Genomic DNA, 16,643 nt, shown 5'->3' with positions numbered 1-16,643 from the left:
ACCTGGGGCGACCGAAGGAATTTCGGTCGCCCTTCGGCATATGCGGGGCGAAGTCGGGAACGCATCGCACCGACACGTCGTCACCATTACCAGAGGTGGACCAACGCGCCGTGTCCGTGCAGGCGGCACTACGATGGAGCCTCACGCCCACAGCACCCACCTCGCCGACCTAAAAAGCCGTCAACGCTCGATTAGGGAAGGCCGGACGCATCCTCATGGGGAGCAACAACATGTCGTTCATCGGCCGTGACATGGCTGTCGACCTCGGGACCGCCAACACGCTGGTGTACGTCAGGGGCCGCGGAATCGTCCTGAACGAGCCGTCCGTCGTCGCCATCAACACCAACACCGGCGGCATCCTGGCGGTCGGCGCCGAGGCGAAGAAGATGATCGGCCGTACGCCGGGCAACATCGTGGCCGTACGACCGCTGAAGGACGGCGTCATCGCCGACTTCGAGATCACGGAGCGGATGCTCCGCTACTTCATCCTGAAGATCCACAAGCGGCGTTACCTGGCCCGCCCGCGCGTCGTCGTCTGCGTGCCCTCCGGCATCACCGGAGTCGAGCGCCGCGCCGTCATCGAGGCCTCCACGCAGGCCGGCGCCCGCCAGGTGCACATCATCGAGGAGCCCATGGCCGCGGCCATCGGCTCGGGCCTGCCCGTCCACGAGGCGACCGGCAACATGGTCGTCGACATCGGCGGCGGCACCACCGAGGTCGCGGTGATCTCGCTCGGCGGAATCGTCACGGCGCAGTCCATCCGTGTCGCCGGCGACGAGCTGGACAACGCGATCATCCAGCACATCAAGAAGGAGTACAGCCTCCTCCTCGGTGAGCGCACCGCCGAGCAGATCAAGATCACCATCGGCTCGGCGTACGACCTGGACAAGGACGAGCACACCGAGATCCGCGGCCGCGACCTGGTCTCCGGGCTGCCCAAGACCGTGGTCATCTCGGCCGCCGAGGTCCGCAAGGCCATCGAGGAGCCGGTCAACGCGATCGTCGACGCCGTGAAGACGACGCTCGACAAGTGCCCGCCGGAGCTCTCCGGCGACATCATGGACCGCGGCATCGTCCTCACCGGCGGCGGCGCGCTCCTGCGCGGCCTCGACGAGCGGCTGCGCCGCGAGACCGGCATGCCGATCCACATCGCCGAGGACCCGCTGGATTCGGTCGCTCTGGGTTCCGGCAAGTGCGTCGAGGAGTTCGAGGCGCTGCAGCAGGTCCTCGACGCCCAGCCGCGCCGATAAGCGCCACCGGCAGCCGTCCCCCCGAGTCATCAGATGACCTGGGGGGACCGCCCGTACGGGCCACTGCCAACCCGTACGGCGGATCGTTGATATACAGATCGAACAGATTCCGACGAGGAAGGCACGGCCGCCGCACGTGAGGGACACACGAGAGAGCCGGCTGCTCCTGGTGCTGCTGATCGCCGTAGCGTTCGCGCTGATCACGGTCGACATCCGGGGTGGGGAGAATTCACCGGTGGACGGGGCCCGGCAGGCCGCCGCCACGGTGTTCGGGCCGGTGGAGAACGGCATGGCGGCCGCCGTCGACCCGGTCGGCAACGCCATCGGGGCGGTGCGCGACTCGGGGGAGCGCCACAACAAGATCGCCGACCTCCAGCGGGAGAACGAGGCGCTGAAGCAGAAGCTCGGCAGCGACGCCCGCAACCGCTCGCGCCTGAACCAGCTCGACGCGATGCTCAAGACCGCCGGCGAGGGCCAGTACGGCATCAAGGCCGCGCAGGTCATCGGAATAGGAGCGGCCCAGGGCTTCTCCTGGACCGTCACCATCGACGCCGGCTCGCGCGACGGCATCAAGCGCGACATGACCGTGCTGAACGGGGAGGGTCTGGTCGGCCGGGTCACCACCGTCGGCCCGTCCACCGCCACCGTCCTGCTCGCCAACGACCCGGACTTCACGGTCGGCACCCGGATGGAGAACAGCGACGAGCTGGGCTTCGCCACCGGCCAGGGCGACCGGCCGCTTTCGGTGCAGCTGCTCAACGGCAAGGCCAAGGTCAAGGCGGGCGACCGGCTGGTGACCTTCGGCTCGCAGTCCGACAAGCCGTTCGTACCGGGCGTCCCGGTCGGCGAGGTCGTCAAGGTCGACCCCTCCGGCGGCGATCTGACCCGCACCATCTACGTCCGTCCGTACGTCGGGTTCACCAAGCTCGACATCGTCGGCGTCGTCGTCCAGGCCCCGCGCACCGACCCGCGTGACCAGGTGCTGCCCGCCAAGCCCAAGCCGACCCCGACGCCCACCGTGACGGTGACGGTCACCCCCTCGCCCAACCCGAACCAGGCGAACCCGAACGCGGCGGACCCCAACGTGCCGATCCCGAACGGCGACCCCAACGTGCCGATCCCGAACGGCGACCCCAACGGCAACCCGAACGCGGACCCCAACGCAGATCCCAACCGGAAGCCCAACGCCGTACCGAACGGTGATCCGAACGCGAACAACGCCGCCGCCGACGGCGACCAGTAGGAGCTGATCCAGATGCGCATCAACAGGGTCATCCTCTCCTCCGCCCTGGTCGTCGTCGCCCTCGTCGTCCAGGTGAGCGTCCTCGCCCGGCTCCAGCTCCCGGGCGCCGTCCCGGACCTGGTGCTGCTCACGGTCCTGGGCCTGGCCCTCGTCTACGGCCACCTCGGCGGCGCCTTCGTCGGCTTCGGCGCGGGCCTGCTCTCCGACCTGGCCCCGCCCGCCGACCACGCCGCCGGGCGGTACGCCCTGGTCCTCTGCGTGATCGGTTACGCGGCGGGGCTCGCCAAGCCCGACCACGGCCGACTGCGCTCGGCCACCGGGCCCATGGTCGTGGTGGTCTGCGCGGCCATCGGCTCCACCCTGCTCTACGCGGGCGTGGGCGCCCTCGTCGGCGACACCGCGGCCCGCCATGTCGGCCTGACGAACCTGCTGTTCACGGCCGCCGTCTACGACCTGCTCCTGGCCCCGTTCACGGTGCCGCTGATCATGGCGGTGGCCAGACGGGCCGAGAACGATCCGCTCGCCGAGACGTCCGGGGGCGGCGGCTCGGCCAAGAACGGCACGAGCATCGCCTCCGGCTGGCTCTCCGGCGGCACCGGGCTGCGCATCGGCAACCAGAAGGGCGGCCTGCGCGTGAAGGCCGCCCGCAACCGCGCGGCCCGGGCCGGCCGCATCAAGGGCGTCAAGCGACTGTGAACGAGGGGGCCACGGCGTGAGCAACATCCCCGAGACCGGACGCACCCCCCGGGTGCAGATCCGCCTCATCATCATCCAGGTCCTCGTCTTCTCCCTGCTCCTCACCCTCGGCGGGCGCCTCTGGTACCTCCAGATCCGCAACGGGCAGGAGTACGAGGACGAGGCGAAGAACAACCATGTGCAGCAGGTGGTCCAGCCCGCCGTGCGCGGCGCGATCCTGGACGCCCGCGGTGTGCCGCTGGCCGACAACGAGACCCGCCTCGTGGTCTCCGCCTCGCGCACCGATCTGACGAAGATGCCCGACAAGGGCAAGGCGGTGCTGACCCGGCTCGCGGGCGTGCTCGGCATGAAGCCGCAGGACGTCATGGACAAGGTCCGCCTGTGCGATGCCAAGACGCCCAAGCCGTGCTGGAACGGCTCGCCGTACCAGCCGATCCCGGTCACCGACAAGGCCACCACCCAGCAGGCCCTCCAGATCCGCGAGCGCTCCGAGGACTTCCCCGGCATCACCGCCGACCCCACCGCGGTGCGCCGCTACACCTCGCCGGGCAAGGCCAACACCGCGCAGGTCCTTGGCTATCTCTCGCCGGTCACCGACGACGAGATCACCAAGGCGAAGGACACCGACTCGCCGTATCTGCGCTCCGACATGGTGGGCCGCTCGGGCCTTGAGCGCACGTACGACAAGCAGCTGCGCGGCAAGGCGGGCGTGACCCGCTACGAAGTGGACAACCTCGGCCGGGTCATCGGACAGGCGCAGAGCGACAAGGCCGAGCCGGGATCGAACATCGTCACGTCGATAGACGCACGGGTGCAGGCCGTCGCCGAGTACGAGCTGAACCACGCGATGGAGGAAGCACGCAAGGAGTTCGACAAGAACACCAACGAGAACTACAAGGCGGACGCGGGCGCCGTCGTGGTGATGGAGGCCAAGACCGGCCGGGTGGTGGCGATGGCGTCGCTGCCCAACTACGACCCGAACGCCTGGGTCGGCGGCATCTCCGGCAAGGACTACCAGGCCCTCACCGGCAAGGACTCCAACTACCCGCTGCTGAACCGCGCCATCCAGGGCCAGGCGGCCCCCGGCTCGATCTTCAAGGTGGTCTCCTCGGCGGCCGCCGTGCGGGCCGGGTACTCCTTCAACGGCAGCTACCCCTGCCCGAGTTCGTACTCGGTCGGCGGCCAGGTCTTCAAGAACTTCGAGTCGCAGGGCCACGGCAACATCACCATCGGCCAGGCCCTGGAGGTCTCCTGCGACACCGTGTACTACGGGCTCGCGCACGACCAGTGGCTCAAGGACGGCGGTATGAAGCCGAAGAAGGACGCCGCCGACTGGTTCTACAAGACCGCCCACGACTTCGGGCTGGGTTCCAAGACCGGCATCGACCTGCCCAGCGAGGTCCCCGGCCGGGTCCCCGACCGCCAGTGGAAGCAGCGGTTCTGGGAGGCCAACAAGGACGCCTGGTGCAAGCACGGCAAGAAGGACGGCGACTACGTCGAGAAGATCGAGTACGAGAACTGCCTGGAGGGAAACCTCATGCGCGCGGGTGACTCGGTCAACTACTCCATCGGCCAGGGCGACACCCTCGTCACCCCCGTCCAGATGGCGACGATCTACTCGGCGATCTCCAACGGTGGCACCCTCTACAACCCGACCGTCGGCAAGGCCGTGATCAGCGCCGACGGAAAGTCGGTCAAGGAGATCAAGCCCAAGTCGCACGGCAGGCTGCCGATGAGCCAGGCCACCCGCGACGACATAGACGAAGCCCTCGCGGGAGTCGCCACCCGCGGTACGGCCGCCTGGCGGTTCGGCGGCTGGCCGCAGAAGCAGATCCCGATGCACGCCAAGACCGGCACCGCCGAGGTCTACGGCAAGCAGACGACCTCGTGGTTCGCCACGTACACCAAGGACTACTCGATCGTCATGACGATCTCCCAGGGTGGTACGGGATCCGGCGCCTCCGGCCCCGCCGTGCGCAACATCTACGACGCGCTCTACGGGCTCGACGACGCCGGCAACCAGGACCTCAAGCGCGCGCTGCTGCCCGAGCCGCAGCAGGCCCTGCCCCGGATCCAGGCCGACGGCTCCATCGACGCGCCGAAGATCGAGCCGTACGACCCGGACTCGCAGAAGGTCCCCGAGAAGAAGACCGGGGAGCAGCAGCTCGCCGCGGCCAACACCGACAACCGGGGCGGCGGACGGGGGCGCAGGGACTGATGGCCGGTTTCTCCGTCCAGCGCTACGCGCCGGAGCGCTCCACCTTCGCCAAGCTGACCGCACGCGACTCGGTGCTGCGCCGGCTCGACTGGTGGCTGCTGCTGTCCGCGCTCGCGCTGTCCTTCATCGGCTCGCTGCTCGTGTGGTCCGCGACCCGCAACCGCACCCAGCTCAACAACGGCGACCCGTACTACTTCCTGATCCGGCACGCCATGAACACCGGCATCGGGCTCGGCCTGATGATCGGCACGATCTGGCTGGGCCACCGCACCCTGCGCGGCGCGGTGCCGGTGCTCTACGGGCTCTCGGTGGTGCTGATCCTCGCGGTGCTGACCCCGCTGGGCGCGACCGTCAACGGCGCGCACGCCTGGATCATCATCGGCGGCGGCTTCTCGCTCCAGCCGTCCGAGTTCACCAAGATCACCATCATTCTGGGGATGGCGATGATACTGGCGTCGCGCGTCGACGCCGGGGACCAGCTCCATCCCGACCACCGCACGGTGATGAAGTCGCTGGGCCTCGCCGCCCTGCCGATCCTGATCATCATGATGATGCCGGACCTCGGCTCGGTCATGGTCATCGTGATCATAATTCTGGGCGTGCTGCTCGCCTCCGGAGCCTCCAACCGGTGGGTGCTCGGCCTGATAGGGACGGGCGTGGCGGGCGCGGTCGCGGTGGCGGCGCTCGGGCTGCTCGACGAGTACCAGATCAACCGCTTCGCGGCCTTCGCCAACCCCAACCTGGACCCGGCGGGCGTCGGCTACAACACCAACCAGGCCCGTATCGCCATCGGCTCCGGCGGCTTGACCGGCACCGGACTGTTCAAGGGCAGCCAGACCACCGGCCAGTTCGTCCCCGAACAGCAGACGGACTTCGTCTTCACGGTCGCGGGGGAGGAGCTCGGCTTCGTCGGCGCGGGCCTGATCCTCGTCCTGCTCGGCGTGGTCCTGTGGCGCGCCTGCCGCATCGCCCGCGAGACGACCGAGCTGTACGGGACGGTCGTGGCGGCCGGGATCATCGCCTGGTTCGGCTTCCAGTCCTTCGAGAACATCGGGATGACGCTCGGCATCATGCCGGTGGCGGGCCTGCCGCTGCCGTTCGTGTCGTACGGAGGCTCGTCGATGTTCGCGGTCTGGGTGGCGATCGGGCTGCTCCAGTCGATCAGAGTGCAGCGCCCGATAACGGCATAGGGCCCGCCGAGGGCCGCGAAGGATGGGTGAAGGGTGCCGGACCGGCCGCGATGGCCGGTCCGGCGCTCTGTTTAGGGTCCCGTTTCGCGTCTAGATTCAATTCATGGCGGAGACGAAGCGCGAGATCGAGCGGAAGTACGAAGCCACCGGCGACGACGTCCGGCTCCCCGACCTCACCAAGGTCGCGGACGTCGCCGGCGTCGTGGACAAGGGCGTGGCCGAGCTGGACGCGGTCTACTACGACACCCAGGACCTGCGCCTGGCCGCGGACTCCCTCACCCTGCGCCGCAGAACAGGAGGCGACGACGCGGGCTGGCACCTGAAGTTCCCCGTGGCCACCGGCATCCGCGACGAGATCCGCGCACCCCTGTCCCCGGACCTCCCGCGCACCCTGGCCGCCCTCCTGCGCTCCCGCGTCCGCGACACCCCGGTGACCCCCGTCGTACGGCTGCTCTCCTCCCGCCACGTACGCCATCTGCTCGACGGGGAGGGGACGCTGCTCGCCGAGGTGAGCGTCGACGCGGTGCGGGCCGAGCGGCTGGGCCCGGCGCCGGGCGCCACGGCCGCCTGGACCGAGGTCGAGGTGGAGCTCGCCGACGACGTGGACCCCGCCCTGCTCGACCGCGTCGAGAAGCGCCTGCGCAAGGCGGGCCTGCGCCCCTCGCACAGCGCGTCCAAGCTGGCGCGGGCGCTGGCGGAGACCGGCCAGGCGGCACCGGCCGCCGAGCAGACCCCGGCCACGGACAGGGCCACCGCGGGCGACCACGTCCTCGGCTACCTCCGCGCCCAGCGCGACGCCCTGGTCGGCCTCGACCCCGCCGTCCGGCGCGACCTGCCCGACTCCGTCCACCAGATGCGCGTCGCCACGCGTCGGCTGCGCAGCGCCTTCAAGTCGTACGGAAAGGTCCTCGACCGGACCGTCACCGACCCCGTCGGCGAAGAACTCAAATGGCTCGCGGGCGAACTCGGCGTCGACCGCGACCAGGAGGTCCTCACCGAACGCCTCCAGAGCCGCATCGCCGCCCTGCCCCGCCCCCTCCTGCTCGGCCCGGTCCGCGGACGCCTGCGCATCTGGAGCGTCGCCCGCCGCTCCGGCTCGCGCCGCAAGACCATCGCCGTCCTGGACAGCAGGCGCTACCTCGCGCTGCTCGACACCCTGGACGCCCTGCTTGACGGCCCGCCGCTGCGCCCGGCGGCCCGCCGACCGGTTGCCGAGGTGGTGCCCAAGGCCGTGCTCAAGGACTACGAGCGGCTGGCGGGCCGGATAGCGCACGCCCTGGAGCTCGACCCCGGCGGGCCGCGCGACCTGGCCATGCACGAGGCCCGCAAGGCGGCCAAGCGCGCCCGGTACGCGGCCGAGGCCGCCAAGCCCGCGCTGGGCGCCCCGGCGAAGAAGTTCGCCAAGAGGATGAAGGCGGTGCAGACGGTCCTGGGCGACCACCAGGACAGCGTGGTGGCCCGCGAGGCCCTGCGCGGCCTGGCGATCCAGGCCCATCTGGCCGGCGAGTCCGCGTTCACCTGGGGACTTCTCCATGGCCAGGAGGAGGCGACGGCCGCCGACCGCGAGCGCGAGCTGCCGGAAGTCTGGCGGAAGGCCTCCCGGCCGCAGCTGCGGAAGCGGCTGTCGGCCTGAGCCGGGGGGATTCCGGCGGGCGGGGGGCACCTCCCGGGCGGGTTACGCTAGAGAGTCGCCCCCTGCCAGCTCACGAAAGTTCGTCGAGATGACTGCCGCCGAGTCCGTCTTCCCACAGCTCGAAGCCCTGCTCCCGCATGTGCAGAAGCCGATCCAGTACGTCGGCGGTGAGCTGAACTCCACGGTCAAGCCGTGGGAAAGCTGCGACGTCCGCTGGGCGCTCATGTACCCGGACGCCTACGAGGTCGGGCTGCCCAACCAGGGCGTCATGATCCTCTACGAGGTGCTGAACGAGCGCGAGGGCGTCCTCGCCGAGCGCACGTACAGCGTGTGGCCGGACATGGAAGAGCTGATGCGCGAGCACAAGGTGCCCCAGTTCACCGTGGACAGCCACCGCCCCGTCGGCGCCTTCGACGTCTTCGGCCTCAGCTTCTCCACCGAGCTGGGCTACACCAACATGCTCACGGCCCTGGACCTCGCGGGCATCCCGCTGGAGTCCAAGGACCGCGGCATCGACGACCCGATCGTCCTCGCGGGCGGCCACGCGGCCTTCAACCCCGAGCCGATCGCGGAGTTCATCGACTGCGCGGTCATCGGCGACGGCGAGCAGGCCGTGCTCGACATGACCGAGATCATCCGCGCGTGGAAGGCCGAGGGCCGCCCCGGCGGGCGCGAAGAGGTCCTCTTCCGCCTCGCCAGGACCGGCAACGTCTACGTCCCGGCGTTCTACGACGTCGAGTACCTGCCCGACGGCCGCATCGGCCGGGTCGTCCCGAACAAGTCGGGCGTGCCGTGGCGGGTCAGCAAGCACACCGTCATGGACCTCGACGAGTGGCCGTACCCCAAGCAGCCGCTCGTGCCGCTCGCGGAGACCGTCCACGAGCGCATGTCCGTCGAGATCTTCCGCGGCTGCACCCGCGGCTGCCGTTTCTGCCAGGCCGGCATGATCACGCGCCCCGTGCGGGAGCGAAGCATCACCGGCATCGGCGAGATGGTGGAGAAGGGCCTGAAGGCGACCGGCTTCGAAGAGGTCGGCCTGCTCTCCCTCTCCTCGGCCGACCACACCGAGATCGGTGACATCGCCAAGGGCCTCGCGGACCGGTACACGGAGGACAAGATCGGTCTGTCCCTCCCCTCCACCCGCGTGGACGCCTTCAACGTCGACCTCGCCAACGAGCTGACCAGGAACGGCCGTCGCTCCGGTCTGACCTTCGCCCCCGAGGGCGGCAGCGAGCGCATGCGCAAGGTCATCAACAAGATGGTCTCCGAAGAGGACCTGATCCGTACGGTGGCGACCGCGTACGGCAACGGCTGGCGCCAGGTGAAGCTGTACTTCATGTGCGGCCTGCCCACCGAGACCGACGAGGACGTCCTCCAGATCGGCGACATGGCGGTCAACGTGATCGCCAAGGGCCGCGAGGTGTCGGGCCAGAACGACATCCGCTGCACGGTGTCGATCGGCGGCTTCGTCCCCAAGCCCCACACCCCGTTCCAGTGGGCGCCGCAGCTCTCCGCCGAGCAGACGGACGCCCGTCTGGAGAAGCTCCGCGACAAGATCCGCGGCGACAAGAAGTACGGCCGCTCCATCGGCTTCCGCTACCACGACGGCAAGCCGGGCATCGTCGAGGGCCTCCTCTCGCGCGGCGACCGCCGCGTGGGCGCGGTCATCCGCGCCGTCTACGAGGACGGCGGCCGCTTCGACGGCTGGCGCGAGCACTTCAGCTACGACCGCTGGATGGCCTGCGCCGAGAAGACGCTGCCGTCGTACGGCGTGGACGTCGACTGGTACACCACCCGCGAGCGCACGTACGAGGAGGTCCTGCCCTGGGACCACCTGGACTCCGGTCTCGACAAGGACTGGCTCTGGGAGGACTGGCAGGACGCCCTGGACGAGACCGAGGTCGAGGACTGCCGCTGGACGCCGTGCTTCGACTGCGGCGTGTGCCCGCAGATGCAGACCGAGATCCAGATCGGCCCGACCGGCAAGAAGCTGCTCCCGCTGACGGTCGTCAAGTAACCACTCGATCACCGGTTGATCACGGCAGGCCCCGCATCGCAACGATGCGGGGCCTTTGCCGCGTCTTGACGTGCATGGAACTCCAGCAGCAGCCGCCACCGAGGCAGCCCGAGGGCTGCCTCACCGTCGCGATCCGGATCCCGGTACGGATCGTGGTCCTGGTGGTGGTCGTCCCGGTCCGCATGATCTGGGACGTGCTGGCGGCGACGGTCCGCGCGATCCACCGCACGCTCCTGCGCCCCACGGGCCGGGCGCTGAAGTGGCTGGGCCACACGCTGTTCGTCGTCCCCCTCACCTTCCTGGGCCACTGCCTGGCCTGGCTGGTGCGCACGCTGGTGGTGGTGCCGCTGGCATGGCTGTGGCAGTGGGTGGTGGTACCGGTGTGGCGGTACGCGGTGGTCGTCCCGGTGCTGTGGCTGTACCGGCACCTGTTCACTCCGCTGGGCCACGCCATCGCGTGGGTGGCCCGGGGTGTCGGCGCGGTCGTCTCCGTGATCGGAACTGCCCTCGTTCGAGTGGGTTTGATCTTGTTTGTGGTACCTCTCGGGTGGTTCTACCGGCGTGTGCTGACGCCCGTCGGGCATGTCATCGCGGTCGTCGCGCGCGAGGTCGCCGACGCGTTCGGGCACGCCTGGCGGATCGCCGGGCAGATTTCGCGGGCGTTCGGGCGCGGGCTGAAGTGGCTCGGCTGGCAGTTGGTGGGGCGGCCGGTGCGGTGGGTGTGGCGGACGGTGTGCGCGCCTGTTGTGCACTGGGTGCGGGATGCCGTGTGGGCCCCGGCGGCTCGGGCCGCCCGCGAGGCGCTCACCTCGGCCCGCGAGACGGTGCGTCGGGCGCTCGGTGCTGCCAAGCAGGTTCGGTAGTTCGGCTGCGGGCCGGTGGTGGGCTGGTCGCGCAGTTCCCCGCGCCCCTGAAAATGCCGCTCCGCGGCAATTCCCCTGGGCGCCCCGAGGGGGCGCTTCCAGGGGCGCGGGGAACTGCGCGACCAGCCACAGACGGTCCGCAGCCGAACCACCGGACCCGCCCGCGCGGAACCCCGCACCGCATCCGACGCGTACTCTGGGTAGTACAACTACTGCCTCCGGAGCGGTGCCCGCCCCCGAGATCTCCCTCCACAAGACGGAGGGATGAGCCGGGCGGCGCGCGGGCCGCGGCCGGAGGGCCCCCACAGGACAGGTGGGCGGCGCCCACCGCGCCCGCCCCGCACGAGGAGAAGAACCACTGGGCAAGCGACAGCCCGAAGGCCCGCCGCCCGCACCTGCGGTGCAGCGCATCCGACTGCGCTACACCAAGCGCGGCCGCCTCCGGTTCACCAGCCACCGCGACTTCCAGCGCGCCTTCGAACGCGCGCTGCGCCGCGCCGAGGTGCCCATGGCGTACTCGGCCGGCTTCACCCCGCACCCCAAGGTCTCGTACGCGAACGCCGCCCCCACCGGCACCGGCTCCGAAGCCGAGTACCTGGAGATCGCGCTCACCGAGCACCGCGACCCGGCGACGCTGCTCACGCTGCTCGACGAGTCGCTGCCCACCGGGCTCGACATCACCGACGCCGTGGAGGCCCGCACCTCGGGCCTCGCCGACCGGCTGACCGCCTCCATCTGGGAGATGCGGCTCGACGGCGTCGCCGTCGAGGACGCCGAGAAGGCCGTCGAGGCCTTCCTCGCCGCCGAGACCGTAGAGGTCCAGCGCCGCACCAAGAACGGCATGCGCACCTTCGACACGCGCGCCGCGGTCGCCGGACTCCAGGCGCTTCCTCCACAGGCTGATAGGCCCGTGGACAAGCCCTGTGCGATACTGCGCCTGGTGGTACGGCACCTGACACCTGCCGTGCGACCCGACGACGTCCTGTCCGGTCTCCGAGCTGTGGCCGACCTGGCGCCGCCGGTCCCCGCAGCGGTGACCAGGCTGGCGCAGGGGCTCTTCGACGAGGAGTCCGGCACGGTGACCGACCCGCTCGCGCCCGACCGCGAGGCAGCCCCGGCCGCTCCACCCAAGGCCGCCGGGACCGCTTCTGCGACGGCGCCGGAAGGTCCCGCCGCGTAAGGGCAGTCGTTGTAGCGCAGCCCTGGTACTCGGGAGCCACCTGGGTCGGGCCGCGCACTGACCAGGAGACTTTCGCCAGGCCGTACGTATATCGCGTACGGAACCGGCGAGCCGGACATATCAGCTCCCGTGCGGCGCCCGCGCCCCGGACGGCGGCACCCGCGCACATCACGCGGACGTGCCGCCGGACCGGAACAAGGCGCGGCGCCCGGGAGCGTGACGGGAGCTACGCCCGCATGCTTGAGAACGAGAAGAACGAACCCGGTGTGACCGGGGACGACAACAACAGCCCCAGCGACACGCTGCCGCCGCGCCGCCGGCGCCGCGCCGCGTCGCGGCCCGCCGGTCCGCCGGGAGCCGCGGGCGCCGACGCGCCCGAGACCGCCGCCGCGGCCACCGAGGCCCCGGCCGAGTCGCCGGCCGCCGAGGAAGCCGCTCCGGCGCGCCCCCGCCGCCGTGCGACCCGTAAGGCGACCGCTCCGGCGGGTGGGACCGCCGCTGCCGCCGCTGCCGAGGAGACTCCGGCCGCCGCCGAGGCCGCGGCCGAGACGCCCGCCGCCGAGGAGGCCGCCCCGGCGCGTCCGCGCCGCCGCGCCACCCGCAAGGTGACCGCTCCGGCCGGTGCGCCCGCCGCTGCCGCCGAAGAGGCGCCCGAGGTTGTCGAGACCCCGGCCGCCGTCGAGCCCGAGGCCGTCGAGGAGAGCGCCGCTCCGGCGCGCACCCGCCGCCGTGCCACCCGTAAGGCCACGGCTCCGGCCGGTGCGCCGAAGGCCGCCGAGGAGGCCGAGGCCGTCGTGGCCGCCGAGCCTGCCGTGGCCGAGGCCGCCGTCGAGCCCGAGGCCGCCGTCGAGCCCGAGGCCGTCGAGGAGCCCACCGCCCCGGCGCGCACCCGTCGCCGTGCCACCCGCAAGGCCACCGCGCCCGCCGGTGCCCCGGCCGTCGAGGAGGCCCCGGCCGCCATCGGCGCGCCGCCGGCCGTCGCCGCCGAGGACCCGGTCGCCTCCCCGGCCGAGGAGGCCGCTGTCGTGGCCGCCGCCGAGGAGCCCGCCGCTCCCGCCCGGACCCGTCGTCGTGCGACCCGTAAGGCGACGGCTCCGGCCGGTGCGCCCAAGGCCGCCGAGGAGGCCGAGGCCGTCGTGGTCGCCGAGCCCGTCGTGGCCGAGGCCCCGGTCGCCGAGGAGATCGCCGCCGAGGCCACCGAGGACGAGGCGCCCCGTGGGCGTACCCGTCGCCGTGCCACCCGTAAGGCCACCGCGCCGCAGTTCACCCCGGCCGCCGCCGAGGAGACCGCGAAGGAGCCGGTGAAGGAGCCCGTCAAGGCACAGGCGCCGCAGGCCGAGGAGAAGCCGGAGACCGGTGGCCGCTCGCGCCGCCGCGCCACCCGCCCCGCCGTCGCCGTCTTCCAGGCGCCGGTCTTCCACGAGCCGATGTTCCAGACCCCGGAGACCGCCGCCGCGGCCGCCGCCCAGGCCGCCGCCGAGGTGCCGGACGAGGAGGAGCTCGAGGAGACCGAGGTCCAGGCCGAGCCGGTCGTCGAGCAGGCCGAGCCGCAGGGCGGTTCGCGCCGTCGCCGCCGCCGTCGTGGCGAGAGCGCCGAGGCCGCGCCCGAGCCGCAGGCCCCCGTGGCCGAGGAGGCCGACGAGGCCGAATCCGCCGAGGAGGAGCCGGAGGGCGCCGAGGCCGAGGAGCACGAGGACGACCGTCCCTCGCGCCGTCGCCGCCGCGGTGGCCGCCGCCGTCGCCGGGGCGAGTCCGCCGACTCGGAGGAGTCGGAGTCGGAGGAGTCCGCCGAGGGCGAGGCCGAGGCGTTCGAGGACGAGGACGAGGAGTCCGACGACACCCCGTCCGCCGCCGGTACCAGCAGCAGCCGTCGCCGTCGTCGGCGCCGTCGCCGCAGTGGTGACGGGGGCGACCACGAGTCGGGTCAGGACGACCCGGAGCGCACCGTCGTCAAGGTCCGCGAGCCGCGTCCGGCGCGCGAGAAGGCCGAGCCGTCCGACGAGGTGCAGTCCATCAAGGGCTCGACCCGTCTGGAGGCGAAGAAGCAGCGCCGCCGCGAGGGCCGCGAGCAGGGCCGCCGCCGGGTGCCGATCATCACCGAGGCGGAGTTCCTGGCGCGCCGCGAGGCCGTCGAGCGCGTGATGGTCGTCCGCCAGAGCGGCGAGCGCACCCAGATCGGCGTCCTGGAAGACAACGTGCTGGTCGAGCACTACGTCAACAAGGAGCAGGCCACCTCGTACGTCGGCAACGTCTACCTGGGCAAGGTCCAGAACGTGCTGCCGTCGATGGAGGCCGCCTTCGTCGACATCGGCAAGGGCCGCAACGCCGTCCTGTACGCCGGTGAGGTCAACTTCGAGGCGCTGGGCATGGCCAACGGGCCGCGCCGCATCGAGGCCGCCCTCAAGTCGGGCCAGTCGGTCCTCGTCCAGGTGACGAAGGACCCGATCGGCCACAAGGGCGCCCGTCTGACCAGCCAGGTCTCGCTGCCCGGCCGCTACCTCGTGTACGTGCCCGAGGGCTCGATGACCGGCATCAGCCGCAAGCTGCCGGACACCGAGCGGGCCCGGCTGAAGACCATCCTCAAGAAGATCGTCCCCGAGGACGCGGGCGTCATCGTGCGCACCGCCGCCGAGGGCGCGAGCGAGGACGAGCTGCGCCGTGACGTCGAGCGCCTGCAGGCCCAGTGGGAGGAGATCTCCCAGAAGGCCAAGCAGATCTCGACGAGCTCGCCGAGCCTGCTGTACGGCGAGCCGGACATGACCGTCCGCGTCGTGCGCGACATCTTCAACGAGGACTTCACCAAGGTCATCGTCAGCGGCGACGAGGCCTGGGACACCATCCACGGCTATGTCTCGCACGTGGCGCCCGACCTGGTGGACCGCCTCTCCCGGTGGACCTCCGAGGTCGACGTCTTCGCGACGTACCGGATCGACGAGCAGCTGGCGAAGGCGCTGGACCGCAAGGTCTGGCTGCCGTCCGGCGGCTCGCTGGTGATCGACAAGACCGAGGCGATGATCGTCGTCGACGTCAACACCGGCAAGTTCACCGGCCAGGGCGGCAACCTCGAAGAGACCGTGACGAGGAACAACCTCGAAGCGGCCGAGGAGATCGTGCGCCAGCTGCGGCTGCGCGACCTGGGCGGCATCGTCGTCATCGACTTCATCGACATGGTCCTGGAGTCCAACCGGGACCTGGTGCTGCGGCGCCTGCTCGAATGCCTGGGCCGCGACCGTACGAAGCACCAGGTCGCGGAGGTCACCTCGCTGGGCCTGGTCCAGATGACCCGTAAGCGGGTCGGCCAGGGCCTGCTGGAGTCGTTCTCCGAGACCTGTGTCCACTGCAACGGGCGCGGTGTGATCGTGCACATGGAGCAGCCGACCGGCGTCGGTGGCGGCGGCAACGGCAAGCGCTCCAAGAAGCGCGGCCGGGGCGGCGCCGAGCACGACCACGAGGCGCACGAGCACGAGGCCGTCGAGGCCGAGGCCGTGGAGACCGAGGCGGAGGTGGCGGCCGAGGTCGCGGCCCCCGTCGCGCTCGCCGAGCCGGAGTTCGTGCCGGACGAGGAGCTCTACAGCAGCGCCGCCGAGGCGGAGGCCGCGGCGCGTGGCAGCCGTTCCCGTCGCCGGGCGACCCGTAAGGCGTCGGCTCCGGCCGGTGCGCCCAAGCGGGGCGCCGAGCCGGTCGCCGAGGCCGAGCCGGTCGCGGCGGAGCCGGTGGCCGAGCCCGAGCCGAAGCCGGTCACGGTCGCGTCGTTCATCGAGGACGAGGCGCCGCGCGGCCGTACCCGTCGCCGGGCCACCCGCAAGGCGACCGCCCCCGCGGGCCCGCCCGCCGCGGCCGAGCCGGTCGTGGTGGAGGCCGTCGTGGCGGAGCCGGTCGTCGTGGCCGAGCCGGTCGCGGCGGAGCCGGTGGCCGAGCCGGTGGCCGAGCCCGTCGTCGAGGAGGCGCCCGTCGCCGCCCCGCCGCGGGCCCGTCGCCGGGTGACCCGCAAGGCCACCGCTCCCGCCGGTTCGCCGTCGGGTGCGCAGGAGGCGGCGGTGCTCGTGGTCGAGAGCGCCCCGGCGCCCGAGGCCGAGCCCGTCGCGGACGAGGCGGCCCCGGCCAAGAAGACGGCCCGCAAGACGGCCAAGAAGGCCACCGCGAAGAAGGCTGTCGCCAAGAAGACGGCGGCCAAGAAGACCGCGGCGAAGAAGACGACGGCGAAGAAGCCCGCGAAGAAGGCGGCGGCCGAGCCGGTGCCGACGGAGAGCTGACGCCGGTCGCGGCGAGCCGCACCACCGAAGGCCCGGCCCCGGGTTACCCGGGGCCGGGCCTTCGCGTTCGCCCGCGGGCGGGTGGGCGGCTTCGGGCCGG

Annotated in this window: 10 protein-coding genes; all 10 read left to right on the top strand. The window is 71.6% G+C overall.

Translation table 11 applies throughout. The annotated features are described in order from the left end of the window. The first annotated feature begins 230 nt into the window (after positions 1 to 230). The 10 genes from BX283_RS16105 to BX283_RS16060 all read left to right on the top strand — a co-directional run bounded on the left by BX283_RS16105 (position 231) and on the right by BX283_RS16060 (position 16,543). On the top strand, positions 231 to 1,250 hold the full coding sequence (locus BX283_RS16105) for a rod shape-determining protein (RefSeq protein ID WP_053727412.1): 1,020 nt from the start codon (positions 231 to 233) through the stop codon (positions 1,248 to 1,250). A gap of 136 nt (positions 1,251 to 1,386) precedes the next feature. Further along, a complete protein-coding gene (gene mreC, locus BX283_RS16100; RefSeq protein WP_101388302.1) occupies positions 1,387 to 2,493 on the top strand; it encodes a rod shape-determining protein MreC in 1,107 nt (368 codons plus the stop codon). Between the two features lie 12 nt (positions 2,494 to 2,505). Continuing rightward, positions 2,506 to 3,189, top strand: a complete 684-nt coding sequence (mreD, locus tag BX283_RS16095) for a rod shape-determining protein MreD (protein ID WP_101388301.1) — start codon at positions 2,506 to 2,508, stop codon at positions 3,187 to 3,189. A gap of 16 nt (positions 3,190 to 3,205) precedes the next feature. Next, positions 3,206 to 5,407 carry a penicillin-binding protein 2 gene (gene mrdA, locus BX283_RS16090; RefSeq protein WP_101388300.1) on the top strand — a complete coding sequence of 734 codons (2,202 nt, stop codon included), beginning with the start codon at positions 3,206 to 3,208 and terminating at the stop codon, positions 5,405 to 5,407. Beyond that, entirely contained in the window at positions 5,407 to 6,597 is a 1,191-nt protein-coding gene (gene rodA / locus BX283_RS16085) for a rod shape-determining protein RodA (protein ID WP_101388299.1), read from the top strand. Before mrdA ends, rodA begins: the two co-directional genes overlap by 1 nt. Before the next feature lie 103 nt (positions 6,598 to 6,700). Next, positions 6,701 to 8,230 (top strand): CYTH and CHAD domain-containing protein, encoded by a 1,530-nt coding sequence (locus BX283_RS16080; RefSeq protein ID WP_101388298.1) that lies wholly within the window; start codon positions 6,701 to 6,703, stop codon positions 8,228 to 8,230. A gap of 88 nt (positions 8,231 to 8,318) precedes the next feature. Next, positions 8,319 to 10,247 (top strand): TIGR03960 family B12-binding radical SAM protein, encoded by a 1,929-nt coding sequence (locus BX283_RS16075; protein ID WP_101388297.1) that lies wholly within the window; start codon positions 8,319 to 8,321, stop codon positions 10,245 to 10,247. Positions 10,248 to 10,321: 74 nt separating this feature from the next. Next, entirely contained in the window at positions 10,322 to 11,110 is a 789-nt protein-coding gene (locus tag BX283_RS16070; protein ID WP_101388296.1) for a hypothetical protein, read from the top strand. Between the two features lie 400 nt (positions 11,111 to 11,510). After that, positions 11,511 to 12,290, top strand: a complete 780-nt coding sequence (locus tag BX283_RS16065) for a TIGR03936 family radical SAM-associated protein (protein ID WP_101388295.1) — start codon at positions 11,511 to 11,513, stop codon at positions 12,288 to 12,290. A 236-nt stretch (positions 12,291 to 12,526) separates the two neighbouring features. Next, positions 12,527 to 16,543, top strand: a complete 4,017-nt coding sequence (locus tag BX283_RS16060) for an Rne/Rng family ribonuclease (protein ID WP_101388294.1) — start codon at positions 12,527 to 12,529, stop codon at positions 16,541 to 16,543. Positions 16,544 to 16,643 lie beyond the last annotated feature (100 nt).

Source organism: Streptomyces sp. TLI_146 (assembly GCF_002846415.1).
Classification (GTDB): Bacteria; Actinomycetota; Actinomycetes; order Streptomycetales; family Streptomycetaceae; genus Streptomyces.
The sequence above is the reverse complement of the archived record's forward strand: the minus strand, read 5'-3'. Positions and strand labels throughout refer to the sequence as shown.